Here is a 23,639-nt window from a genome sequence, read left to right as displayed (position 1 = left end):
GGTGGCGCCGGCGAGGAGGCCGCGGACGAAGAACCTCTGGAGGGAGAAGAACACGATGAGCGGCACGATGATCGAGATGAACGCGCCGGCCGTGAGCAGGATGGGTGACGTCGCGGCAGGCGGCGGGATGCGCGGAGGGGCGCGCGGCGGGAGGATCTCGAGCAGCGATCCGGACAGCCAGCGGGAGATCAACGCGGCGGCTCCGAAGGTCGACGACCTGCTCCGGCGCATCGCGGGACTCTTCCGCGACCACCGCCCCAAGCTCACGCTCACCGTGATCCTCGTGCTCGTCGGCGCCGCCCTCACGGTGGTGCCCCCGCTCCTCACTCAGCTGGCCTTCGACCGTGGGCTCTTCCCGCCAGGCGGACGCCCGAACCTCCCGGTGCTGCTCGAGCTGGTCGGCGTCATGGTGCTGGTCTGGGCGTTCTCGGCGATCCTCGGCGTCTGGCAGACCTACCTCACCGCGACCGTCGGCAACACGGTCATGGGGGAGCTGCGCATCCGCCTCTTCCGCCACCTGCAGGCGATGGAGCTCGGCTTCTTCACCCGCACCCGCACCGGCGTCATCCAGTCGCGCCTCGCCAACGACGTGGGCGGCGTGGCCAACGTGCTCACGAACACCGTCTCGAGCGTCCTCGGCAACACCGTCACCGTGATCGCGGCCGTCGTCGCGATGCTCCTGCTCTCGTGGCAGATGACGATCGTCGCCCTCGTCCTCACTCCGGTGCTCGTCGTGGCCCAGCGCCGCGTCGGCCAGGTGAGGGCGCGCATCGCGACGAAGACGCAGGAGTCGCTGTCCGAGATGACCGCGATCACCCAGGAGACCCTGAGCGTATCGGGCATCCTCCTGGCCAAGAGCTTCGGCCGCCAGGAGTCGGAGGTGACGCGCTACGCCGACGAGAACGGCCGGCAGATCGAGCTCCAGGTGCGGCAGCAGATGTCCGGCCAGTGGTTCTTCGCGATGGTGCAGATCTTCCTCTCCGTCATCCCCGTGATCGTGTACCTCGTGGCCGCCTGGCTGATCCTCGGCGGCACCACCGTCACCGCCGGGACCGTCGTGGCCTTCACCACCGTGCAGGCGCGCCTGATGTGGCCGCTCCTGGGCCTGATGCGCGTCGCGCTCGACCTGCAGACGGCCGGAGCGCTGTTCGCCCGCATCTTCGAGTACCTGGACCTGCGCCCGGCGATCACGGACCGCGCCGATGCACGCGAGGTCTCGGGCGAGCTCGGCCGGGTCGAGCTCGACGACGTCGTGTTCCGCTACCCCGACCAGGCGGAGGACGCGCGCCCGACGCTCGACCACGTCTCGGTCGCGATCGAGCCGGGCCAGTTCGTCGCCTTCGTCGGTCCCTCCGGCGCGGGCAAGACCACCATCTCGTACCTCGTCCCGCGCCTCTACGACGTGGCCGGGGGAGCGGTGCGCTTCGCCGGCACCGACGTGCGCGAGCTGCGGCAGGAGTCGCTCGTCTCGCACATCGGCATCGTCAGCCAGGAGACCTACCTCTTCCACGCGACGATCGGCGACAACCTCCGCTACGCCCGCCCGGACGCGACGCAGGAGGAGCTGGAGGCGGCCGCCCGCGCCGCGAACATCCACGCGACGATCACGTCGTTCCCCGACGGCTACGACACACTGGTCGGCGAGCGCGGCTACCGGCTCTCCGGAGGCGAGAAGCAGCGGCTCGCGATCGCGCGCGTCCTGCTGAAGGACCCGGCGGTCCTCATCCTCGACGAGGCGACCAGCGCCCTCGACACCGTCTCGGAGCGGATCGTCCAGACCGCGCTCGACGACGCCGCCCGCGGCCGCACCACCATCGCGATCGCCCACCGGCTCTCGACCATCGTGTCGGCCGACGTCATCCACGTCGTCGAGGGCGGCCGGATCGTCGAATCGGGCACCCACCGCGAATTGCTCGGCCTCGGCGGCCTCTACGCCTCGCTCTACGCACAGCAGACGGAGTCGGCCCTCCAGGGCTGAGCCGCGGATCGGCGGCCGGACTCCGCGGGGCTACTCGCAGCCGACGCCGTCTGAGTCGCCGGGCCCCGTGCACGACGTCGGCGGAGAGCACGTGCCCCTCCCGGTGGGGGAGGCGCACCAGTCTCAGCCGCTGTCGTGCGCGCCGGAGGCGGTCACTCCGCCGGGCGGTCCTCGAGCATCTGCTCCATCAGCGAGATCTCGGCCTCCTGGGCCTTCACGACGGAGGAGGCGAAGTCGGTGGCGACCGTCACGCGGCTCCGGGCGAGCAGCGCCTCGGCCATGTCGATCGCGCCGCGGTGGTGGGCGATCATCAGCTCGAGGAACATCCGGTCGAAGTCGCGGCCCGACGCGCTGCTGAGGGCGGTGATCTGGTCCGGTGTCGCGAGACCGGGCATGCTCGCCGGCACGACTCCGTCCTCGGTCCCCATCCCCATCGACGAGTGCTCGTCGGCGGCTCCGGCCAGGGTCGGCCGGCCCATCCAGGTCATCGAGGGCTCCGGAGCAGCCTGCGGCAGGCCCCACGAGTTCAGCCAGCCGAAGAGCTGCCCGGCCTGCTGCTGCTGGGTGAGCAGGATGTCCTTCGAGACGGTGAGGACCTCGTCGTCGGCGCTGCGCTCGCGGGCGATCATCGCCAGCTCGGCGCCCTGCAGGTGGTGCACCTGCATGTCGCGCGCGAAGCCCGCTTCGGCGCTGGCGCTCGAGGGCGTCGCCGCGGAGGCGAACGGGGCGAGCGCGCCGAAGAGGTAGCCGCCGGCCGCCCCGAGGAGGAGCGCGACCACGGCGACCGCGGCGACGAGGATCCGGCCCCTACTGCTTGCCGGGCGCATCGATCCCTCCGGTGCAAGGGGCGCCGGGCTCCGGAGCGCTCGAGGACTGCCAGAAGCGCTCGACGAAGGCGTCGATGCGGGGGTCCTCGGGCGAGTCGATCGCGACCTGGGCGTCCCAGGCGCTCAGCACGATGGGCGACTCGAGGCCCTCGTAGGGCGAGACGACGGAGTAGGTGTCGGGCATCGCGGCGATCAGCGCGTCGACCTCGCTCTGCGGGAGCTCGGGGTCGTAGGTGGCCCAGACGGCGCCGTGCTCGAGGTCGTGCACCGCGTTCTCGTTCGGGACGGGCTCGTCGTAGACGCCGCAGTTCATCCACACGGCGTTGTGCGGGCCGCCCGCCGGCGGGGTCTGCGGGTAGTCGACGGCGCCGGCGACGTGGGTGGCGTCGTTGTCGAAGGTCTGCAGGCCGTCGATCTCGCGCGCCTCGACGATCTGCTGGTTCCCGAAGACGGTGACCGCGACGATCCCGCCGACAGCGAGGACGGCCAGGGCCGACAGCGACCAGATCCAGATGCGGGAGCCGCGCTTGCGGCGGTCCTGCTCGCGCTTGTAGGCCTCGAGCTTCTCCTGTCGGGCGCGGTTCTTGGCGGACATCGTGTCTTTGGGCACGGCGGCGTCTCTCGTTCTGAGGGCGGAAGGCGCCTGGGGCGGGCGCAGGCGCCTGAGAGGCGCTCTCAGAGGATAACGAGCGAGGCTTCGGATCGGATCAATGCGCGGTCAGGAGGGATCTCGGTACTCCCGAGGAGCGGGCTGCTCGATCAGCAGGATGCGCCGCCGCTCCCCGCTCAAGGAGCGAAGGTGAGCCAGAGCAGCAGGCCGTTCAGGACGATGAGGAAGACGGCGGCCAGGGCGGCGGCGAGGGTGGTGAACCAGCGGTTCGTCTGGTCGCCCATCAGGCGGCGGTCGCGGGTCAGGATCACGAGCGGCACGAGCGCGAAGGGGATGCCGAACGACAGGACCACCTGGCTGAGCACCAGCGCGCGCGTCGGGTCGAAGCCGATCGCGAGCACCAGGAGCGCCGGGATCAGCGTGACCAGACGACGGGCGACGAGCGGCACCCGCACCTGGAGCAGACCGTGCATGATCTCGGCCCCCGCGTACGCGCCGACCGAGGTCGAGGCGAGGCCGGAGGCGAGCAGGCCGACGGCGAACAGGGTCGCGACCACCGGTCCGAGCGCCGCCCCGATGGCCGCGTGGGCGCCCTCGAGGCTGTCGGTCCCGGCGACTCCCGCGAGGGAGTGCGCGGCGAGGAGCAGGATCGCGAGGTTCACGGTGCCGGCGATGGCGAGCGCGATCGTCACGTCGATCCGGGTGGCGACCAGGATCCTCCGGCGCGCGCCGACGCCCTCGACGTGGCCGAAGCGGTCGCGGGCGAGCGCGGAGTGGGCGTAGATCGCGTGGGGCATGACGGTCGCGCCGAGGATCGAGGCGGCGAGCAGCACCGACTCCGAGCCCTCGAAGCGCGGCACGAGACCGGCGACGGTCGCGCCCGCGTCCGGCGGATCGACGACCACGCCGACCGTGAAGCCGACGGCGATCAGCACCATCAGCGCCGTGATCACCCGCTCGAACGGCTGCGCCCCGCCCCGCGTCTGCACGAGCAGCAGCACCAGCGAGACCGCGCCGGTGACCACGCCGCCGGCCAGCAGCGGCAGTCCGAAGAGCAGGTTCAGCGCGATCGCGCCGCCGATCACCTCGGCCAGGTCGGTCGCCATCGCGACCGTCTCGGCCTGCAGCCAGTAGGCCCGGCGGCCCCAGCGGCCGCGCAGGCGGTCGCCGAGCAGCTCGGGGAGGCTGCGGCCGGTCATCAGGCCGAGCTTCGCCGAGAGGTACTGGATGAGCCAGGCCATCAGGTTGCCGAGCACCACCACCCAGACCAGGAGGTAGCCGAACCGGGCGCCGGCCGTCATGTTGCTGGCGACGTTGCCCGGGTCGAGGTAGGCGACTCCGGCGACCAGCGCCGGGCCGAGCAGGCGGAGGAGGTGGATGTCGGCCGGACGCCGCGGCGGTGCGGCGATCGGTGAGGTCATTCGGGGTCCGTTCCGGGTTGACCGCGGCGCTCGCGGACCCCCACGATAGGGCACCGGCGCGACCGGCGGCACTCCCCTCCCGAGACCGCTCCCTGTGCCTCCGCCCACCCCCGTCACACGCCCGCAGCCGGTTGCTACGCTGGCGGGATGAGCCTGGATCGCGCCCTTCCCGCACGCCCGGAGACCGGGATGGCCTACGCCGATTCGGTGCTCGACCTCATCGGCGACACCCCGCTGGTGAAGCTGGGTCCGGTCGCGGCGGGCGTGCAGGCGACCGTGCTGGTCAAGGTCGAGTACCTGAACCCCGGCGGCTCGTCGAAGGACCGCATCGCGACCCGCATCATCGACGCCGCCGAGCGCGACGGGCTGCTGAAGCCCGGCGGCACCATCGTGGAGCCGACCAGCGGCAACACCGGCATCGGCCTCGCCCTCGTCGCGCAGCAGCGCGGCTACCGCTGCGTGTTCGTGCTGCCGGACAAGGTGGGGGAGGACAAGCGCAACGTCCTCACCGCCTACGGGGCCGAGATCGTCGTGACGCCGACGGCCGTCGCTCCGGAGGACCCCGCCTCCTACTACTCCGTCTCGGACCGCCTCGCCCGCGAGATCCCCGGCGCCTTCAAGCCCAACCAGTACGCGAACCTCAACGGACCGCTCAGCCACTACGAGACCACGGGCCCCGAGATCTGGCGCGACACCGCCGGCCGGCTCACCCACTTCGTCGCGGGAGTCGGCACGGGCGGCACCATCAGCGGCGCCGGCCGCTACCTCAAGGAGGTGTCGGAGGGCCGCGTGCAGATCGTCGGCGCCGACCCCGAGGGTTCCGTCTACTCGGGCGGCGGCGGTCGCCCGTACCTGACCGAGGGCGTCGGCGAGGACTTCTGGCCGAGCGCGTACGACCCGAGCGTGGTCGACCGGATCATCGCCTCCAGCGACGCCGAGTCGTTCGCGATGACCCGCCGCCTCGCCCGCGAGGAGGGGCTGCTCGTCGGCGGATCGAGCGGGCTCGCCGTCTCCGTCGCGCTCAAGGCAGCCGCCGGTCTCGGGCCGGACGACGTGGTCGTCGTGCTCCTGCCGGACGGCGGGCGCGGCTACCTCGGCAAGATCTTCAACGACCGCTGGATGCGCTCCTACGGCTTCCTCGAGATGCGCGACGAGGGCACCGTCCGCGACGTGCTCCGCGCGAGGGCGGCGAGCGGGCAGGCCGACCTCCCGGCGCTCGTGCACGCGCACCCGACCGACACGATCCGCGACGCGATCGGCATCATGACCGAGTACGGCGTCTCGCAGCTCCCGGTGCTGACCGCCGAGCCGCCGGTCGTGATGGGCGAGGTCGTCGGAGCCGTCGACGAGCGCGAGCTGCTCGACCGCGTCTTCGCCGGATCCGCCTCGATGAACGACCCGCTCGGCGACTGCGTGGGCGATGCGCTCGCGCTGATCGGGCTCGGCGAGAGCATCACCGCCGCCCGCGCCGCGCTCACCGAGCACAGCGCCCTCCTCGTCACCGACGAGGGCAAGCCCGTCGCGGTGATCACCCGACAGGACCTCCTCACCTACGCCACGGCCTGACGGCCGCCGCCTCCGCACCTCCGACCCAGGGAGCCCGCACCATGCCCAAGAAGCAGCACTTCGACACCCGCGCCATCCACGCCGGCCAGGAGTTCGATCCGACCACCGGGGCGGTCGTGCCGCCCGTCTACATGACCTCCACGTTCGTCCAGGACGGCATCGGCGGTCTCCGGGGCGGCTACGAGTACGCCCGCTCGGCGAACCCGACGCGCGACTCGCTCCAGGAGCTCATCGCCTCGCTCGAGGGCGCGGACGTCGCCTACTCCTTCTCCTCCGGCCTCGCCGCCGAGGACACCCTGCTGCGCGCCGCCCTCGCGCCCGGCGACCACGTCGTCCTGGGCAACGACGCGTACGGCGGCAGCCACCGCCTGATCGACCGGGTGCACAGCGCCTGGGGCGTGCGCAACACGGCCGTCGACATGTCGAACCTCCGCGAGGTGCAGCGGGCGATCGTCCCCGGCGAGACGAAGATGCTCTGGGTCGAGACCCCGTCGAACCCGCTGATGACCATCAGCGACATCGCCGAGCTCGCCGACCTGGCCCACGCGCACGACCTGATCGTCGTCGTCGACAACACCTTCGCCTCCTCCGCCCTGCAGCAGCCGCTGGCCCTCGGTGCCGACGTGGTCGTGCACTCGACCACGAAGTACCTCGGCGGCCACTCGGACGTCGTCGGCGGCGCGCTCGCCCTGCGCTCGGGGCCGCTGGCCGAGAAGATCGCGTTCCTGCAGTTCGCGGTCGGAGCGATCTCGGGCCCGATGGACGCATGGCTCACGGTCCGCGGCATCAAGACCCTCGGGGTGCGGATGGAGCGCCACTCCGTCAACGCGCAGGCGGTCGCCGAGTTCCTCGTCGAGCACCCGGCTGTGACGGCCGTGCACTACCCGGGCCTGCCCTCGCACCCCGGCCACGAGCTGGCGAAGCGCCAGATGTCGCGGTTCGGCGGGATGCTCTCGCTCGAGCTCGCGACGCCGCGCGCCGCCCGGAAGTTCGCCGAGTCGACCGAGCTGTTCCAGCTCGCGGAGTCGCTGGGCGGCGTCGAGTCGCTGATCGGCTACCCGAGCGAGATGACGCACGCGTCGGTGAAGGGCACGCCGCTGGAGGTCTCGGAGTCGCTGGTGCGCCTCTCGGTGGGCCTCGAGGACTCGTCCGACCTGATCGCGGACCTGTCGGCGGCGCTGCCGAAGAAGTAGAGGCGGGAACGCCGCCCCGCGGGGCGGCATCTCGATGGTGCGCCCGATCCGGCCCCTGCCAGGATCGGGCGCATGACCTCCTCGCGCCGCTTCGTCGATCTCAGCCACACCGTCGCGGACGGGCTGGTGACCTACCCGGGCCTGCCCGCTCCGCGCATCCGGCCGCACCTCACCCGTGAGGCGTCCCGCGCCTCCTACGCACCCGGCACCGAGTTCGCGATGGACGTCATCGAGATGATCGGGAACACGGGCACCTACCTCGACAGCCCGTTCCACCGCTACGAAGGCGGAGCCGATCTCGCCGCTCTCCCGCTCGAGACGCTGGTCGACCTGCCGACCGTCGTGGTCGACGCGACCGGAGCCACCGAACGGGGCATCGGCTCGGACGCGGTCGCGGGACTCGACGTCCGCGGCGCCGCCGTCCTCCTCCGCACCGGCTGGGACGCGCACTTCGCCACGCCCGGGTTCGGCAGGGGCGCCCCCTTCCTCAGCGGCGAGGCGGCGGAGGCGCTCGTCGCCGCCGGCGCGGTGCTGGTCGGCATCGACTCGGTGAACATCGACGACACGGAGTCGGGCGGATCGCGGCCCGCGCACTCGGCCCTCCTCGCCGCGGGAGTGCACGTCGTCGAGCACCTCACCGGCCTCGGCGGGCTGCCGGCGACAGGGGCGCGCTTCACCGCTGTGCCGCCGAAGGTGCGGGGCTTCGGGACCTTCCCGGTGCGGGCCTTCGCGGTCGTCGACGAGCCCTGACCGGCGCAGGGCGCCCGGGCGCCTCCGGCTAACCTGGACCGATGCATCCCGCTCTCGCCGCCGTCGGCCGGCGCGTCCGGCCCCGCACGCGCCTCGCGGCGCTGGGCCGTCGTGTCCGTCCCCGCACGCGGCTGCGCTCCGCGGCCCGGGTCGTCCGCTCCGCCCCTCAGCGCCTCTCGGAGCGCCGCGCCGCCGTGATCGCCGCCCGGCCGATCGACCACCCCTCGCCCGCGCTCCGGCGCGAGCTGCTGCTGCTCGACCTGGCCAACCGCGTCTCCCGCCGCTCCGCGGTCGATCCGGCGGGCGAGGTCGTGGTGACGATGACCACGCACGGCGAGCGGCTGCAGCGGGTCCACGTGGCGCTCGAGTCCATCGCCCGCGGCGACGCCCGGCCCGCGCGCCTGGTGCTCTGGCTCGACGACCCGGCCCTGCACGCCGACCTGCCCGCGCCGCTGCGACGCCTCCGGCGCCGCGGCGTCGAGATCCGCCTGGTCGACGGCTACCGCGTGCACACGAAGTACTACCCGCACCTGCTCTCGGGCCGGGCGGGGGAGCGCGACCTCGTCACCTCCGACGACGACATCGTGTACCCGCGCACCTGGCTGAGGGGCCTGCTCGACGCCCGCTCGCGCTACCCCCGCGAGACCGTGCTCTGCTACCGCGCCCACCGGGTGGGGATCGTCGACGGCGCCGTGGCTCCGTACACGAGCTGGACGCCGGTCGCCGACACGCGCGCGTCGACCGATGTCTTCGGCACCTCCGTCTCCGGGCAGCTGCTGCCCGCCCCGCTCCTCGGCGAGATCGCCGCGCACGGGGAGGCGTTCCGCGAGATCGCCCCGGACGCCGACGACATCTGGCTGCACGTGCGCGCGGTCGACGCCGGCTACCGGATCGCGCAGATCGAGCCCCGCGCCCAGCTGTTCCCGTTCGTGCCGCGGACGCAGCAGTCCGGGCTCTACCTCGTCAACTACTGGGACGGCGGCAACGACCGCCAGGCCCGCGCGGCCTACACGCCCGAGGTGACGGCGCGGATCGCGGCGGACGCCTCCGCGAGAGGGGAGGTGCGGTGATGCGCCTGCTGTTCGTGAGCAACCTCTACCCGCCGCAGGTGCTCGGCGGATACGAGATGACCTGTGCGCGCGTCGCGGAGGCGATGGCGGTCCGCGGCCACACCGTGCGCGTGCTGACCACGCCGACCTACCTGCCGCCGGAGCCCTCGGGCGTCGAGGTGCACCGCACGCTGAGCCTGCGCACCTACTTCCCGCTGCCGCAGACGGGCGGCGAGATCGCTCAGCTGCTGCACCACGAGAGCGCCGTCTCGCGGTTCGAGAACACCCGCATCCTGCTCGAGGAGCTGCGCGACTTCGCGCCGACCCACGTGGTGGCCTTCAACCTGCTCGGGATCGGCGGCCTCGCGCTGATCGACCTGCTGCGGGCGGTGGAGGCCCCGTGGATGTGGAACCTCGGCGACCGCATCCCGAACGCCCTGGTCGACGGGCTGCCCGAGCGCGTGCTCCGCGTCTACGGCGCCCAGGCCCCCGACCACTTCGACCGCGGCGAGATCGTCGCGGTCAGCCGCTCCCTCGTCGACGCGATCGAGGCCGGCGGGCTGAGCCTGGGCGAGGTCGAGGTGATCGGGCGCGGAGTGTCCGTTCCCCCCGACACCGCGGAGCCGCGGCGCTACCGCGAGGGCGGGACCACCCGGTTCACGTTCGCCGCGTCGCTCGGCGAGCACAAGGGCGTCGGGCTGGTGCTGGAGGCGGCGGCGTCTCTCGCGGAGGAGACCCGCGACTTCCGCGTGGACCTCTACGGCGACGGAGACGTGGACGGCTGGCGCGCCCGGGCGGACGAGGCGGGCCTGGCCGGCCTGGTCGAGTTCCACGGAGCGACGCCGCACGCCGAGGTGCTCGCCGCGCACGGCCGCGCCGACGCGTTCCTCTTCCCGACCTGGGCCGGAGAGGCGTTCGGCGTCGCGCCGGTCGAGGCGGCCGCGGCGGGCGCCGTGCCGATCGTGACGGCGGCCAGCGGAGTAGCGGAGTTCCTCATCGACGGCGTCGACTGCATCAAGATCACCCGCTCCGCCCCGGCGCTCCTCGAGGCGATGCGGGACGTGGCGAGCGGGGCGGTGGACCTCGAGGCGCTCGGTCGGCGGGGCCGGGCCGCGGCGCGCGGACCGCTCTCGTTCGAGCGCTCCGTCGAGCTGATCGAGGCCTCGCTCGAGCGCCGCTCCCGGCCGGGCCTCGCCGACCGCCTCGCCGACACCACCCTCGAGGCCGACATCATGGACAAGGATCTGCGGGCGATGGACGTGCTCCACCGCCGCTTCTCCGGACGGGACCACGACGATGACCACTGACCACGACTTCCTCCAGGACCCCGGCTCGGCGCCCACCCGGCTCGGCCGCGGCGGCGTCGTGCTCCGCGACGCCGTGCACCGGCTGGTCGCCCCCTGGTTCGAGCAGGCGCGGCTGCGCACGGAGGAGCTGCGCGCCGAGACGGCGGCCCTGCGCGACGAGGTGGCCGGGCTCCGCGGCGAGCTGAGCGCGGTGCAGGGCGACGTCTCCGTGCTGCGCGACGAGTCGGCGGGCCTCCGGGCGGCGCTGGACGAGCTCAGCGCGTCGGTCGCGGCCGACCGCGCCTCGTCCGAGGCGGCGGGTGCGACGGCCGCCGAGCAGGCCGCCGACACCGCGGCGGCTCTCGACGAGCGCGTCCGCGGGGTCGAGCTCGAACTGCGGGCGGTCACCCGGCGCCTCGCGGAGGCGCTCGACCGCTGAGGCGGCGAGGCCCGGTCCTCGCGGCGATCAGGCGGGGACCGCCGTCCGCGCGAGCAGCTCGGCGATACGACCGGTGCAGCCGCCGCAGCCCGTGCCGGCGCGGGTCGCCCGCCCGACGCAGGCGACCGTCCCGTGTCCCGCCGCAGCCGCATCGGTGATCACCGCCGCCGTCACGCCGTTGCACCAGCAGACCGTGGCATCGGGGGCGAACGGATCGCCGGTCGCCGCGGCGCCCGCATCCGGGGCGTCCAGACGCAGGAGGCTCGACCGGTCCGCCGGCAGCTCCGAGCCCCGCTCGAAGAGGAGGCTGAGCTCGGCGCCGACCCGGGGCAGACCCACCGAGACGAACCCGCGCAGCACTCCTCCTGCGGTCACGAGCTTGGCGTAGCCGCCGCGGGCGGGGTCAGCCCACAGCGTCACCTCGAGGTGCTCCTCGCCCGGGCGGTGCGGGTCCCACGGCTCCGGGGCCACGTCGCCTCCTGCCACGAGGTCGACACCCTCGGCCTTCAGCATCACGACCGCCGGTCGGGCGTCGGGGACGCGCTCCTCGCCGCAGCGGCCCTCAGCCTCCGCCCGGATCCGCGCTGCGAGCCGGTCCGCCTGCTCCCATCCCGGACCGATCAGTCCGCTCGGTCCGCCGGGCACGCGGCCGTCGGGGAGGGCCGAGCCGCGGGGGGCGACGTGCGCGCAGTCGCCGATCGCGAAGACGTCCGGGTCGCTCCAGCTGCGCAGCTGCTCATCGACGAGGATCCCGGTCGAGACGGCGAGCTCCGCGCCCGCGGCCAGCTCGACCCGCGCACCGACACCGCACGAGAGCACCAGCAGATCCCCCTCGATCTGCTTGCCGTCAGCGCAGACGAGCGCCTGGAAGTGCGCACGGCCGCGGTCGTCGTGCGCGAGCAGGACGCTCTCGGACCGGGCGTGCGCCACCATCTCGACGCCGGCCGCGCGGGCGGCCGCGGCCAGCATCCGCCCCCCGCCCGTGTCGAGATTGCGGGCCATCGGGATGTCGCCGTGGAAGACGACCACCACCTGCGCGCCCTGCTCGGCGGCGGCGAGGGCGAACTCGATCCCGAGCACTCCCGCCCCGAGCACGACGAGGCGAGCGCCGGAGCGCACGGCCTCGCGGACCACCCGGGCGTCGGCCAGGTCTCGCAGCGCCACCACCCTCTCCGGGAGGGGCCGGGAGCCCGCGTCGAGCGACTCCGGATCGGCGGCGCGCACCGTCCGCTCACGTCGGGCCCGCTCCATCCCGGCGAGGGTCGGCACGTTCGCCCGGGCGCCGGTCGCCAGGACGAGGCGGTCGTAGGGGAGCCGCTCGCCGTCGTGCAGCCGCACGACGTTCCGCGCGCGGTCGATCCCCACGACGGCCGCTCCCAGGCGCAGGACGACGCCCGCCGCCTCCGCCGCCGTCCGGTCGCCGAGGTCGAGGCGCTCGCGGGTCGCCCGGCCGACGGCGTACTCCGCGAGCAGGACACGGTTGTAGGGGTCGTCGCCCTCGGCGCCGACGACCGTCAGCGCGACCAGACCGGCCCGCACGGCCGGCAGCAGCTCCTCGACGAAGCGCGAGCCGACGGGTCCGTAGCCGATCAGGACGATCCGCTCGGGAGGTGTCTCAGGCATGTGCCGTCCCTTCCGCGCGGACCCAGACCCGCGTGCGCTTGAACTCGGGCATCGACGACACCGGGTCCACGACGGCCTCGGTGAGGAGGTTCGCACACTGCTCACCCGCGTAGTGGAAGGGCAGGAACACCGTGTCGTGGCGGATGTCCGCGGTGACGCTCGCGCGGGCGCGGACCACGCCGCGCGCGTTCCCGATCGCCACAGGTGCTCCGTCGCTGACGCCGAGCCGGGAGGCGGTCGCCGGGTGGATCTCGAGTCGAGCCTCCGGGCGGGCCGCATCGAGCTCCGCGACCCGCCGGGTCTGGGTGCCCGACTGATACTGCTGGAGGTAGCGGCCGGTCACCAGGGTCAGCTCCTCGCCGCGGTCCACGACGTCAGGGACGGCGGGGATGACGGCGACCAGGCGCGCCCGGCCGTCGGGGTGCCCGAAGCGCTCAGCGAAGAGGCGCGGCGTCCCCGTGCCGCCCGCGGGGTAGGGCCAGTGGGCGGCGATCCCGGTGTCGAGCAGGGCGTGCGAGAGGCCGGAGTAGTCGGCCACGCCTCCCGCGGACGCGCGGGCCAGCTCGTCGAACACCTCCGCGGGGACGGTCGACCAGCTCGAGGGGGCGTCGAGACGGCGCGCCAGTTCGCTCATGATCCAGAGCTCGCTGCGCACTCCCGCCGGCGGGTCGATCGCCCGGCGGCGGCGGAGCACCCGGCCCTCGAGCGAGGTCATCGTGCCCTCCTCCTCCGCCCACTGCGGCACCGGGAGCACCACATCGGCCAGCGCGGCGGTCTCGGAGAGGAAGAAGTCGCAGACGACCAGCGTGTCCAGGGCCTCGAGCCCGGCGCGGACGGCGTCGGCGTCCGGAGCCGAGACGACCACGTTGGAGCCGTGCACCAGCAGGCAGTGCACGGAGCGTCCGAGCTCGGCGAGCAGGGCGGTGGCGGGCAGGCCCGGGCCGGGGATCGATTCGGGCGTCACGTCCCAGACGGCGGCGACGTGGCGCCGCGCCTCCGGATCGCGGATGGAGCGGTACCCCGGGAGCTGATCGGCCTTCTGGCCGTGCTCGCGTCCGCCCTGGCCGTTGCCCTGACCGGTGAGCGTGCCGTACCCCGACCCCTCGCGGCCCACCAGGCCGAGCACGAGAGCGAGGTTGATCGCGGCGGTCGCGGTGTCGGTGCCGTCGACGTGCTGCTCGACCCCGCGGCCGGTCAGGACGAACGACCGCCCCGCGGCGAGCCGGCGCGCGAGGGAGCGGAGGAGCGTGGTCGGCACGCCCGTGACCGCGGACGTGCGCTCCGGCCACCACGCCGAGACGCTGCGGCGCACCGCCTCGGCGCCGGTCGTGCGCGCGGCGAGGTAGGCGGTGTCGGCGAGGCCCTCGGCGAAGACCAGGTGGATCAGCCCGAGCAGGAGCGGCAGATCCGTCCCGGGAGCGGGCTGCAGATGCGTGCCGGCGCCGTCCTCCGTCAGCCGCGCGGTGGCCGAGCGGCGCGGGTCGACGACCACCAGGCCGCCCCGCGAGCGGGCACCGGCGAAGTGGGCGAGAAGCGGCGGCATCGTCGCGGCGACGTTCGAGCCCAGGAGCAGGATCGTGTCGGCGTCGTCGAGGTCGGACACCGGGAACGGCAGTCCGCGATCGACGCCGAAGGCGCGGTTGCCGGCCGCCGCGGCCGAGGACATGCAGAAGCGGCCGTTGTAGTCGATCCGGGAGGTGCCGAGAGCGATCCGAGCGAACTTCCCGAGCTGGTAGGCCTTCTCGTTGGTGAGGCCCCCGCCGCCGAAGACGGCCACCGCGTCGGCGCCGTGCCGCTCCCGGACGCCGCGCACCGCCCCGGCGACCGCGTCGAGCGCCTCCTCCCACGACGCCTCCGCGAGGACGCCGTCGGCGCCGCGCAGCAGCGGGGAGACCAGGCGCTGTCCGCTCGCCAGCAGCTCGGCGGAGGTCCAGCCCTTGGCGCAGAGCCCGCCCCGGTTCGTCGGGAACTCCCTCCCCTCGACCGCCACGGGTACGGGGCCCGCCGCGGGTGTCAGCGTCATCGCGCACTGCAGGGCGCAGTACGGGCAGTGGGAGTCGGTCGGGGCGGGGGCGCTCATCGTCAGATCCGGGTCCCCGTCTTCGCGGCGAGGCGGAGGTAGACGCCGGCCGTGATCGCGAGCATCACCGCGTAGGCGCCGACGAACCAGCCCAGCGCCGTGGTGTAGTCGCCGAACTCGGTCTTGGAGAAGCCGAGCAGCTGGGGGATCACGAAGCCGCCGTAGGCGCCGATCGCCGAGATCAGGCCGAGCGCCGCGGCGGACGTGCGCTGGGCGCCGATGCCGTCGTCGCCGCGCTGGCGGGCGCGGAGGGCGAACACCGTGGGGATCATGCGGTAGGTCGCGCCGTTGCCGATACCGGCCGCCGAGAAGAGCACGAGGAAGCAGGCGAGGAAGAGCCAGAAGCTGCCGAGCGGCAGTGTCGCGATCACGCCGAGGATCCCGGCGCCCATGGCGACGAAGGCGAGGACCGTGACAGGCGCTCCGCCGAAGCGGTCGGCCAGACGGCCGCCGGAGGGGCGGGACAGCGAGCCCACCAGGGAGCCGAGGAACGCGAGGCCGACCGTCGCCGAGCCGACGGCGAAGCCGGAGAACTCGGGGAAGGTGTCGGCGATGAGCTTCGGGAACACGCCGGCGAATCCGATGAAGGACCCGAAGGTGCCGATGTAGAGCACGGCCAGCAGCCAGAGGTGCGGCTCGCGGAGCGCGGCGAGGGAGGCGGCGACGTCGGACTTCGCGGTCGAGAGGTTGTCCATGCGCTTGGCGGCGCCGATCATCGCCACGACGATCAGGGGGACCCAGAGGAAGCCAGCGATCGGCAGGTTCAGCGTGGCCGCGGCGCCGACGGTGATCGCGATCGGCACGACGAGCTGCGCGACGGAGGCGCCCAGGTTGCCGCCCGCGGCGTTGAGCCCCAGAGCCCAGCCCTTCTGCGCGTGCGGGTAGAAGAAGGTGATGTTCGCCATCGAGCTGGCGAAGTTGCCGCCGCCGAAGCCGGCGAGCGCGGCCACCAGGAGCATGACGCCGAACGGGGTCTCCGGATTCGAGACCGCGATGCCGAGTCCGACGCTCGGGATCAGCAGGAGGCCCGCCGACACGATCGTCCAGTTGCGGCCGCCGAAGCGGGGGACCATGAACGTGTACGGGATCCGCAGGGTGGCGCCGACGAGGCTCGGCATCGAGATGAGCCAGAAGATCTGCCCGGTGTCGAAGGCGAACCCGGCCGCCGGCAGCGAGACGACGACGACCGACCAGAGCTGCCAGACGACGAAGCCGAGGAACTCGGCGAAGATCGACCACCTCAGATTGCGAGCGGCGACGGAGCGTCCCTCCGCCTCCCACTGGGCGGGGTCCTCGGGGTTCCAGCCGTCGATCCAGCGGCCCGGCCGTCGGATGATGCCGGTGGATGTGGCGGCGGTCGTGGGGACGGTGGTCGGGGGTGCAGCAGTCATCGTGGTCCTCCGGAGGGTGGGCGGCGCGCGCGAGGGCGCGCTCGGGACGGGGAGGTGGAGCGGTGGTGGTGCGGGGAGGAGGCGTCAGGCGTTGCGCCCGAACAGCTCCGAGACGATGTCGACCAGCTCGCGGGCGGGCGGATCGACGGCGGTGAGGAGGGGAGCGGAGGCGAGGTCGGCCCCCGCGGAGGCGGCCAGGCCGGCGAAGTAGCCGGGCGCGAGCAGGTAGGTGGCGACCACGACGCGCGCGCCGGGGTGGGCGGCGCGCTCGGCGGCGACCGCCTCCGCGATCCGCGGCTCGGCGGCCGAGATGAACGAGGTGCTCACCTCGCGGCCGAGCTCGGCGGCGAGGAGGCGGCCGGTGGTCCAGCAGTCCGCGACGGCACCGGCGTCGCTCGAGCCGGCAGCGGCGAGCACGACGCGGTCGCCGTCGTCGAGCCCTGCCTCGTGGAGCCGGCGGGCGAGCACGCGCGCCAGGCGGGGATCGGGTCCGAGCGCGCCCGAGACCCGCACCGGCCGCTCCGCCTCCGCCGCGGCCTCGGCCAGGTCGACGTGCACGTGGTAGCCGGCCGAGAGCAGCAGCGGCACGACCACCGCCGGCCGGCCCGGCTCGAGAGAGCCCAGGGTCGCAGGGACGTCGGGCTGCTGCACGTCGACGAAGGAGTCGAGCACGTCCAGCGCCGGGTTGGCCCGGCGGACCGCCTCGACCAGCGCGGCGACGGCACGTCTCCCGTCGTCGTCGGAGGTCCCGTGGGACGCGGCGACCACAGCGGTCCGCTGGGCGACCTCGATCGTGCCGTCGCTCTCGCGCACCTGCCAGGTGGCGAGGTGCAGCTCCGCTCGTGTGAAGCAGGCGCCGGTCTCGAGGTCGAAGACGTCCTTGTGCAGGGGCGAGGCGATCGTGGGCCGCTGCACCCCGTCGACCAGACGCGAGCCGACGATGCCGCGTGAGAGCACGGCGGCGCCGGTCGCGGGGTCGAGGTTCGAGACGGCCCGCACCCGCCCGTCGGGCAGGAGGAACAGGGCGAGCTGCACACCGCCGACCAGGGCGGCCTCGCCCCAGAGCGGCTCGAGGTCGCCGACGGCGCAGACCGGCACCCAGGTGGTGGCGGTCGCGGGGGCGAGCCGATCGAGGAGGGTCATCGCTGCGCCTTCTTCCTGCGGGTGGGCCACCGCATCCGGTCGGACGCGATGAGGCAACGGTAGGGATCGCGCGTTTCGTGCGAGCACGCCTCCGGTGTCACGGGCGTAACGAAGCCCTCACGGCCTGCGGCGCTCGCCGAGAGGCGCGCGTCACACGCTGTTACACAGGGGCAACGGCGGGGAAACGGGCCGTCCCTACGGTGGACGTCATGACTCCTGGAGCGAACCCCGCCGCCCGGCCCCGACGCGTGCTCGTCGTCGGAGCGGGACCCGCCGCGCACCGCCTGGTCGACGCGCTCGTCGCCCGGGCCGGCGACCAGGCGCTGGAGATCACCGTCCTCGGCGAGGAGGTGCACCGTCCCTACGACCGCGTCGCACTCTCGAAGCGCCTCGACGGCGAGCACGACCTGACTCTGGGCGACGGCGCTCTGTGGGAGTCGGCGCGGCTGATCACCTCCTCCCGTGTCGTCGCGATCGATCCCGACCGCCTGCGCGTCGAGCTCGCGGACGGCCGCTCCCTCGAGGGCGACGAGATCGTCCTGGCGACGGGCTCCTCCGCCACGGTCCCGCCGATCGAGGGCGCCGAGCACGGCCGCGTCTACCGCACGCTCGAGGACGTGGACGGGCTCGTCGCCGAGCTCGCCGCGTTCCGCGCCCGGCGCGGACGCCCCGCGATCGTGGTCGTGGTCGGCGGCGGTCTGCTCGGCCTCGAGGCGGCGGGAGGCGCGCACCGGCTCGGTGCGCGCACCGCCCTCGTCCACTCCGGCCGCTGGCTGATGAGCGCGCAGCTCGACGAGGGCGCCGGGCAGGCCCTCGGCCGCATCATCTCGGCGCAGGGGATCGCGCTGCACCTCGGCAACCGGCCCACCGCGATCCTCACCTCGCCGACGGGGACGGTGCTCGGCGTCGCGCTGACCGACGGCAGCAGCATCAGCGCCGATCTCGTGGTCTTCTCCATCGGGATCACGGCGCGCGACGAGCTCGCCCGAGCGGTCGGGATCGAGGTCGCACCGCGCGGAGGCGTGGTCGTCGACGAGGCCTGCCGCACCAGCAGGGCGGGAGTCTGGGCCATCGGCGAGGTCGCCGCGATCGCCGGCCGCACGGTCGGGCTCGTCGCACCCGCCAACGCGATGGCGGAGGTGGTCGCCGACCGGATCCTCGGCGGCGACGCGACCTTCCCGGGGGTCGACGACGCCACCAAGCTCAAGCTCTCGGGCGTGGAGGTCGCCAGCTTCGGCGACGCCCTCGGCACCACGGAGGGAGCGCTCGAGGTCGTCTACGCCGATCCGGCCCGCGGTCTCTACCAGAAGGTCGTCGTCTCGGACGATGCGCGCACGCTGCTCGGCGGGATGTTCGTCGGCGACGCGGGCCCCTACTCCTCCCTCCGCCCGCTGCTGGGGCGCGAGCTGCCGGCCGAGCCCGGCGCCTACCTCGCGGCGGCGGGGGCGGAGGCGCCCTCGGGCGACCTTCCGGACGACGCCCAGGTCTGCTCGTGCAACAACGTCTCGGTCGGCGAGGTCCGCCACGCGATCGGCGAGGGGTGCACCGAGCTGGGGCCGCTCAAGGCCTGCACCCGCGCGGGCACCCAGTGCGGATCGTGCGTGCCCCTGGTGAAGAAGCTGCTCGACACGGAGCTGATCCGTGCGGGCGTCGAGGTCTCCCGCGCCCTCTGCGAGCACGTGGCGCTCAGCCGCAGCGAGCTGTTCGAGTCGGTCCGCATCCTCGGGCTGCACTCGGCCGAGCAGGTGATGGAGCGCTTCGGCTCCGGGCTGGGCTGCGACGTCTGCAAGCCGGTGATCGCCTCCGTCCTCGCCACCCAGACGAACGCCTACATCCTCGACGGCGGCCAGGCGCCGCTGCAGGACACCAACGACCGCGCCCTGGCCAACATGCAGAAGGACGGCACCTACTCCGTCGTCCCGCGGATCCCCGGGGGCGAGATCACGCCGGCGAAGCTCAAGGTGATCGCCGAGGTCGCCGAGCAGTACGGCCTCTACACGAAGATCACCGGCGGGCAGCGGATCGACATGTTCGGCGCCCGCCTCGAGCAGCTGCCCGAGATCTGGCGCCTCCTCGTCGACGCCGGCTTCGAGTCGGGTCAGGCGTACGGCAAGTCGCTGCGCACGGTCAAGTCGTGCGTCGGATCGACCTGGTGCCGCTTCGGAGTCCAGGACGCGGTCGGGATGGCGGTCTTCCTCGAGGAGCGGTACCGGGGTCTCCGCTCGCCGCACAAGTTCAAGCTCGGGGTCAGCGGCTGCGCCCGCGAGTGCGCCGAGGCGCGGGGGAAGGACATCGGCGTCATCGCGAGCGACCTCGGCTGGAACCTCTACGTCGGCGGCAACGGCGGCTACCAGCCGGCGCACGCCCAGCTGCTCGCGCAGGACCTCGACGACGAGACCCTGGTGCGCTACATCGACCGCTACGTCATGTACTACGTGCGCACGGCCGAGCGGCTCCAGCGCACCGCCCGCTGGCAGGAGGAGCTCCCCGGCGGACTCGACCACGTGCGCGAGGTGGTCTGCGAGGACTCGCTCGGCATCGCCGCCGAGCTGGAGGCCGCCATGGCCACGCACGTCGACACCTACGTCGACGAGTGGGCGGCGACCCTCGCCGATCCCGACCGGCTCCGCCGCTTCCGCTCCTTCGTGAACGCCCCGGACACCGCGGATCCGCGCGTCGCGACCGTGCGCGAGCGCGGGCAGGTCCGGCCCGCCGGCCGGGACGAGAGACCGGACGGACCCGTGCTGGTCGCGGGGCCGAGGATCCCCGTCGGTCCGGCCGGGATCGGATCGGACTCGTGATGCAGCTCTCCCTCGACCTCGCCGGACGCCGCGTGCTCGTGATCGGCACCGCCTCCGGGACCCGCCGCGTGCTCGCCCGCTACCGAGCCGCCGGCGCACTCGTCGAGCGGCACGAGGCGGAGGACGCGCTCACCCCGGCGCCCCCGGCCCTGATCGTGTGGGTGGAGGGGCCGGCGCCGCTCCGAGCAGCGGCGGCCGAGCTCTGCCCCTGGATCGTCGACGAGGCCCCCGCGCCGACCCGGCCGGTCGGGCACGTCAGCATCGTCGGCGGCGGCCCCGGCGATCCGGATCTGATGACCCTCGCCGCCCGCCGCGCCCTCCGCGACGCGGACGTGGTGCTCTTCGACCGGCTCGGTCCGCACGAGGGCCTGGCCGAGTGGGCGCCCGGCGCCGAGCTGATCGACGTCGGCAAGACGCCGGGTCATCATGCGGTGCCGCAGCACGAGATCGAGCGGCTGATGATCGAGCGGGCCCTCGCGGGTCTGGACGTCGTGCGCCTCAAGGGCGGCGATCCGTTCGTGTTCGGCCGCGGGTCGGAGGAGGTGCGCGCGTGCCGGCTCGCCGGCGTCGGCTCCACGGTCGTCCCCGGAGTGACCAGCGCGATCTCGGTGCCCGCCGCCGCCGGGATCCCGGTCACCCACCGCGAGGTCAGCAGGGCCTTCACCGTGGTCTCGGGCCATGCGCCGTTCAGCGAGCAGGAGCTCGGCCATCTGGCCGGGCTGGGCGGGACGATCGTGGTGCTGATGGGCGTGAACACCCTCCCGCACCTCGTCGCCGGGCTGCAGCGCGCCGGGATGCGCGCCGACACGCCCCTCGCGATCGTCGAGCGGGGCTGGTCGCGCGACCAGCGCACGACGGTCTCGTCGGTCGGCGCAGTGCTCGGCCTGCTCGCCGAGCTGGCACCGCGCTCGCCCGCCGTGATCGTCATCGGCGAGGTGGTCCGGCAGGCCGCGTGCCATGATGCGGGGGACCCCGAGAGCATCGCCCGAGCGGTCGATGCACTGACCGCGTGAGACCCCGAGGGGGCCGAGCATGACCGGCACCGATCCCGACGCCGCCGTGGGGTTCCGACCCGACCAGCTGGACGGCTTCCGCATCGGGGTCACCTCCGACCGCCGCTCCGAGGACCTGATCGCCGCGTTCGAGCGCCGCGGTGCCGCCGTCACGCACGCCCCCACCATCCGCATGCGCGGCGTCGACACCGAGGGCGCGCTCGAGGAGGAGACCCGCGCCATCGTCGCCGCCCGTCCCGACGTGCTCCTCGCCACCACCTCCTACGGCCTGCGGCGCTGGCTCGAGGCCGCGGACGCCGCGGGGATCGAGCTGGCCGACGCGCTGTCCTCCGCGCGGATCCTCGTCCGCGGACCCAAGGCGCGCGGAGCGATCCGTGCGGCGGGTCTCGACGACCACGGGATGAGCGAGCGCGAGACGACCACCTCCCTCGTCGACCTGGCCCTGCGCGAGGGCGTCGCCGGCCGCACGATCGCGGTGCAGCTGCACGGATTCACCGACCCGGCTCAGCTGCAGCGTCTCCGCGACGCCGGCGCCCGGGTGCTCACGGCCGCGCCCTACCGCTGGAGCGTGCACGAGGACTCCGCCCGGGTGCTGCGGCTGATCGACGCGGTCTGCGGAGGGGGCATCGACGCCGTCACCTTCACCAGCGCGCCGGCGGTGGAGGCGCTCTTCACGGTCGCGGAGGCCGCGGGCCGCCTCGACGACCTCCAGGCGGCCTTCCGCGAGACGGTGGTCGCCGCCGCCGTGGGCCCCGTGACCGCAGCACCCCTGGTCGAGGCAGGGATCCTCCCGGTCGTGCCGGACCGGTTCCGGATGGGCGCGCTCATCCGCCTGACCTGCGAGCACCTCGAGCAGGCGTCGCCCCGCATCGAGACGGCCTTCGGCACTCTCGAGCTCCGAGGCCGGCACGCCGTCCTGGCCGGGACCCGGGTGGCGCTGACCCCGGTCGCGCTCGCGCTGTTCCGGACTCTCGTCGCCGCCGAGGGCGCGACCGTCGCGCGTCACGTCCTCGCGGCCTCCGCGCCGGAGGCTCTCGACGACCACGCGGTCGACGTCGCTGTCAGCCGCCTCCGTCAGGCCCTCCCCGAACCGCGGCTCGTGGCGACGGTGATCAAGCGCGGCTACCGGCTCGCGACCCCGCTCTGAGTGGCAACGCGATGCGGCTGCGGCCCTCTCCGCGCCCGTTGGCGCGGCTCCAGGCGTCCATCGCAGGAGGCCGCGACTCCGCTCGTTCGGCACACGCCGCTCACCACGAGTGGACGCGCGACGGGGGCGACGCGACCGAGGTCGCGGACGGGCGACCGCTCGAGGCCGCGCCGGGCGCGGTGCCACACTGAGCGCGTGGGCAGGCTGAGGGTCGTCGTCGCGCCCGACTCCTTCAAGGGGTCGGCGAGCGCGGTCGAGGTCGCGCGGGCGATCGCCGAGGGCTGGAGCGCTGCGCGCGCGGGGGACGAGATCGTCCTCGCGCCGATGGCCGACGGGGGAGAGGGCACGGTCGAGGCCTTCGCGCTCGCGGTCCCGGGGTCGCAGCGGCTGCCGGTCGTCGTGCCCGGCCCGGACTCCCGGCCGATCCGCGCCTGGTGGCTGCTGCTCCCCGACGGGACAGCCGTCGTCGAGCTCGCCTCCACGAGCGGCATCACGCTGCTCGACCCGCTCCGACCGCTCACCGCGCACACGCGCGGCTTCGGCCGCGCGATCGCCGCCGCCCTCGACGCGGGGGCGCACGCCCTGCTGCTGGCGATCGGCGGCAGCGCCTCGACCGACGGCGGAGTCGGAGCGCTCCGCGAGCTCGGCGCACGCTTCTCCACCGCCTCCGGCCGCGACCTCGGCGAGGGAGGCGGTGCGCTGCCCGCGCTCGCCGCCGCCGACCTCCGCGCGCTGCGTCCTCTGCCGCCCGGAGGCGCGGTCGTGCTCAGCGACGTCGCGACCCCGCTGCTCGGCGACTCCGGGGCGGCCCGCGTCTTCGGACCGCAGAAGGGGGCCGGCCCCGAGGACGTCCTCCTCCTCGAGAGCGGCCTCCGCCGTCTCGCTGCGCACCTGGACGCGGATCCCGATGCGCCGGGCTCCGGGGCGGCGGGCGGGACGGGCTTCGGGCTGCTCGCCTGGGGCGCGCGCCCGACCTCCGGCGCCGACGCCGTCGGACGGGCGATCGGGCTCCCGGCGCTCCTCGCGGGCGCGGACGTCGTCATCACGGGGGAGGGGCGCTTCGACGCGCAGTCCGCCGCCGGCAAGGTCCCGGTGCACGTCCTCGCGCTCGCCGAGGCGGCCGGGGCGCGGACGCTCCTCGTCGCCGGGGCGATCGCGGCGCCGACTCCCGGCTTCACCGCTGCGGTGTCGCTGACGGAGGCGGCGGGCTCCTCGTCCGCGGCCCTCGCGGACCCGTTCCCGCACCTGCGCGCCGTCGCCCGGGAGTGGGCCGCGCAGCTCCTCTGACCGTTCGCGGTGTCGGTGGTCGGGCGTACCGTCCG

General features: G+C 74.1%; 18 protein-coding genes and 1 pseudogene. 11 read left to right on the top strand and 8 right to left on the bottom strand.

The genetic code is table 11. The features are described from left to right. Window positions 1-99, bottom strand: a pseudogene (locus C5C36_RS18075) (carbohydrate ABC transporter permease); the annotation flags it as partial. A gap of 1 nt (window position 100) precedes the next feature. Between C5C36_RS18075 and C5C36_RS10685 the strand changes: the two are divergent. Further along, window positions 101-1,978: an ABC transporter ATP-binding protein gene (locus tag C5C36_RS10685; RefSeq protein WP_104247708.1), complete on the top strand. Its 1,878-nt coding sequence runs from the start codon at window positions 101-103 to the stop codon at window positions 1,976-1,978. A gap of 152 nt (window positions 1,979-2,130) precedes the next feature. Here C5C36_RS10685 and C5C36_RS10680 read toward each other — a convergent pair whose 3' ends face one another. The 3 genes from C5C36_RS10680 to C5C36_RS10670 form a co-directional block, all read right to left on the bottom strand. Beyond that, window positions 2,131-2,805, bottom strand: coding sequence for a DUF305 domain-containing protein (locus C5C36_RS10680; protein WP_104224341.1), 675 nt, complete (start codon window positions 2,803-2,805; stop codon window positions 2,131-2,133). After that, window positions 2,786-3,415: a DUF3105 domain-containing protein gene (locus C5C36_RS10675; RefSeq protein WP_244230507.1), complete on the bottom strand. Its 630-nt coding sequence runs from the start codon at window positions 3,413-3,415 to the stop codon at window positions 2,786-2,788. Before C5C36_RS10675 ends, C5C36_RS10680 begins: the two co-directional genes overlap by 20 nt. Before the next feature lie 176 nt (window positions 3,416-3,591). Beyond that, window positions 3,592-4,836, bottom strand: a complete 1,245-nt coding sequence (locus tag C5C36_RS10670) for an Nramp family divalent metal transporter (protein WP_104227179.1) — start codon at window positions 4,834-4,836, stop codon at window positions 3,592-3,594. 189 nt (window positions 4,837-5,025) lie between these two features. On the opposite strand from C5C36_RS10670, the gene C5C36_RS10665 reads away from it, so the two are divergent. From C5C36_RS10665 to C5C36_RS10640, 6 genes are all read left to right on the top strand, one after another. Next, window positions 5,026-6,402, top strand: a complete 1,377-nt coding sequence (locus C5C36_RS10665; protein ID WP_104224344.1) for a cystathionine beta-synthase — start codon at window positions 5,026-5,028, stop codon at window positions 6,400-6,402. Between the two features lie 41 nt (window positions 6,403-6,443). Then, window positions 6,444-7,595: a cystathionine gamma-synthase gene (locus C5C36_RS10660; protein ID WP_104224345.1), complete on the top strand. Its 1,152-nt coding sequence runs from the start codon at window positions 6,444-6,446 to the stop codon at window positions 7,593-7,595. A 72-nt stretch (window positions 7,596-7,667) separates the two neighbouring features. Further along, window positions 7,668-8,345, top strand: coding sequence for a cyclase family protein (locus tag C5C36_RS10655; RefSeq protein ID WP_104309722.1), 678 nt, complete (start codon window positions 7,668-7,670; stop codon window positions 8,343-8,345). Window positions 8,346-8,386: 41 nt separating this feature from the next. Next, window positions 8,387-9,415: a glycosyltransferase gene (locus C5C36_RS10650; protein WP_104309721.1), complete on the top strand. Its 1,029-nt coding sequence runs from the start codon at window positions 8,387-8,389 to the stop codon at window positions 9,413-9,415. Then, window positions 9,415-10,701, top strand: a complete 1,287-nt coding sequence (locus C5C36_RS10645) for a glycosyltransferase (RefSeq protein WP_104309720.1) — start codon at window positions 9,415-9,417, stop codon at window positions 10,699-10,701. The genes C5C36_RS10650 and C5C36_RS10645 overlap by 1 nt, the downstream gene beginning before the upstream one ends. Further along, entirely contained in the window at window positions 10,691-11,119 is a 429-nt protein-coding gene (locus tag C5C36_RS10640) for a hypothetical protein (RefSeq protein WP_104224349.1), read from the top strand. The genes C5C36_RS10645 and C5C36_RS10640 overlap by 11 nt, the downstream gene beginning before the upstream one ends. 27 nt (window positions 11,120-11,146) lie before the next feature. Here the strand turns inward: C5C36_RS10640 and C5C36_RS10635 are convergent, their stop codons facing one another. The 4 genes from C5C36_RS10635 to nirD all read right to left on the bottom strand — a co-directional run bounded on the left by C5C36_RS10635 (window position 11,147) and on the right by nirD (window position 17,356). After that, window positions 11,147-12,742, bottom strand: coding sequence for an NAD(P)/FAD-dependent oxidoreductase (locus C5C36_RS10635; protein WP_104224350.1), 1,596 nt, complete (start codon window positions 12,740-12,742; stop codon window positions 11,147-11,149). After that, complete coding sequence (locus C5C36_RS10630) at window positions 12,735-14,822, bottom strand: molybdopterin oxidoreductase family protein (protein ID WP_104224351.1); 2,088 nt, start codon at window positions 14,820-14,822, stop codon at window positions 12,735-12,737. The genes C5C36_RS10635 and C5C36_RS10630 overlap by 8 nt, the downstream gene beginning before the upstream one ends. Window positions 14,823-14,824: 2 nt before the next feature. Then, window positions 14,825-16,213 carry an MFS transporter gene (locus C5C36_RS10625; RefSeq protein ID WP_104224352.1) on the bottom strand — a complete coding sequence of 463 codons (1,389 nt, stop codon included), beginning with the start codon at window positions 16,211-16,213 and terminating at the stop codon, window positions 14,825-14,827. Between the two features lie 84 nt (window positions 16,214-16,297). Then, entirely contained in the window at window positions 16,298-17,356 is a 1,059-nt protein-coding gene (gene nirD / locus C5C36_RS18185) for a nitrite reductase small subunit NirD (RefSeq protein ID WP_104263466.1), read from the bottom strand. A gap of 209 nt (window positions 17,357-17,565) precedes the next feature. On the opposite strand from nirD, the gene nirB reads away from it, so the two are divergent. From nirB to C5C36_RS10600, 4 genes are all read left to right on the top strand, one after another. After that, window positions 17,566-20,157, top strand: coding sequence for a nitrite reductase large subunit NirB (nirB, locus tag C5C36_RS10615; RefSeq protein ID WP_104309728.1), 2,592 nt, complete (start codon window positions 17,566-17,568; stop codon window positions 20,155-20,157). Further along, entirely contained in the window at window positions 20,157-21,170 is a 1,014-nt protein-coding gene (gene cobA / locus C5C36_RS10610; RefSeq protein ID WP_104309727.1) for a uroporphyrinogen-III C-methyltransferase, read from the top strand. Before nirB ends, cobA begins: the two co-directional genes overlap by 1 nt. Window positions 21,171-21,189: 19 nt before the next feature. Next, window positions 21,190-22,317 (top strand): uroporphyrinogen-III synthase, encoded by a 1,128-nt coding sequence (locus C5C36_RS10605; RefSeq protein ID WP_104238252.1) that lies wholly within the window; start codon window positions 21,190-21,192, stop codon window positions 22,315-22,317. 204 nt (window positions 22,318-22,521) lie between these two features. Then, window positions 22,522-23,604 carry a glycerate kinase gene (locus C5C36_RS10600; RefSeq protein WP_219812666.1) on the top strand — a complete coding sequence of 361 codons (1,083 nt, stop codon included), beginning with the start codon at window positions 22,522-22,524 and terminating at the stop codon, window positions 23,602-23,604. Window positions 23,605-23,639 lie beyond the last annotated feature (35 nt).

The sequence above is a fragment of the Rathayibacter sp. AY1G1 genome, assembly GCF_002932095.1.
Taxonomy (GTDB): Bacteria; Actinomycetota; Actinomycetes; order Actinomycetales; family Microbacteriaceae; genus Rathayibacter.
This window is presented reverse-complemented; position numbering and strand designations above follow the sequence as displayed.

Coding starts and splice junctions, on each gene's coding strand:
- nirB (WP_104309728.1), top strand. CDS start 17,566: ATGACTCCTGGAGCGAACCCCGCCGCCCGGCCCCGACGCGTGCTCGTC.
- C5C36_RS10605 (WP_104238252.1), top strand. CDS start 21,190: ATGACCGGCACCGATCCCGACGCCGCCGTGGGGTTCCGACCCGACCAG.
- C5C36_RS10680 (WP_104224341.1), bottom strand. CDS start 2,805: ATGCGCCCGGCAAGCAGTAGGGGCCGGATCCTCGTCGCCGCGGTCGCC.
- cobA (WP_104309727.1), top strand. CDS start 20,157: ATGCAGCTCTCCCTCGACCTCGCCGGACGCCGCGTGCTCGTGATCGGC.
- C5C36_RS10685 (WP_104247708.1), top strand. CDS start 101: ATGGGTGACGTCGCGGCAGGCGGCGGGATGCGCGGAGGGGCGCGCGGC.
- C5C36_RS10665 (WP_104224344.1), top strand. CDS start 5,026: ATGGCCTACGCCGATTCGGTGCTCGACCTCATCGGCGACACCCCGCTG.
- C5C36_RS10660 (WP_104224345.1), top strand. CDS start 6,444: ATGCCCAAGAAGCAGCACTTCGACACCCGCGCCATCCACGCCGGCCAG.
- nirD (WP_104263466.1), bottom strand. CDS start 17,356: ATGACCCTCCTCGATCGGCTCGCCCCCGCGACCGCCACCACCTGGGTG.
- C5C36_RS10655 (WP_104309722.1), top strand. CDS start 7,668: ATGACCTCCTCGCGCCGCTTCGTCGATCTCAGCCACACCGTCGCGGAC.
- C5C36_RS10625 (WP_104224352.1), bottom strand. CDS start 16,213: ATGACTGCTGCACCCCCGACCACCGTCCCCACGACCGCCGCCACATCC.
- C5C36_RS10630 (WP_104224351.1), bottom strand. CDS start 14,822: ATGAGCGCCCCCGCCCCGACCGACTCCCACTGCCCGTACTGCGCCCTG.
- C5C36_RS10670 (WP_104227179.1), bottom strand. CDS start 4,836: ATGACCTCACCGATCGCCGCACCGCCGCGGCGTCCGGCCGACATCCAC.
- C5C36_RS10650 (WP_104309721.1), top strand. CDS start 8,387: ATGCATCCCGCTCTCGCCGCCGTCGGCCGGCGCGTCCGGCCCCGCACG.
- C5C36_RS10645 (WP_104309720.1), top strand. CDS start 9,415: ATGCGCCTGCTGTTCGTGAGCAACCTCTACCCGCCGCAGGTGCTCGGC.
- C5C36_RS10635 (WP_104224350.1), bottom strand. CDS start 12,742: ATGCCTGAGACACCTCCCGAGCGGATCGTCCTGATCGGCTACGGACCC.
- C5C36_RS10640 (WP_104224349.1), top strand. CDS start 10,691: ATGACCACTGACCACGACTTCCTCCAGGACCCCGGCTCGGCGCCCACC.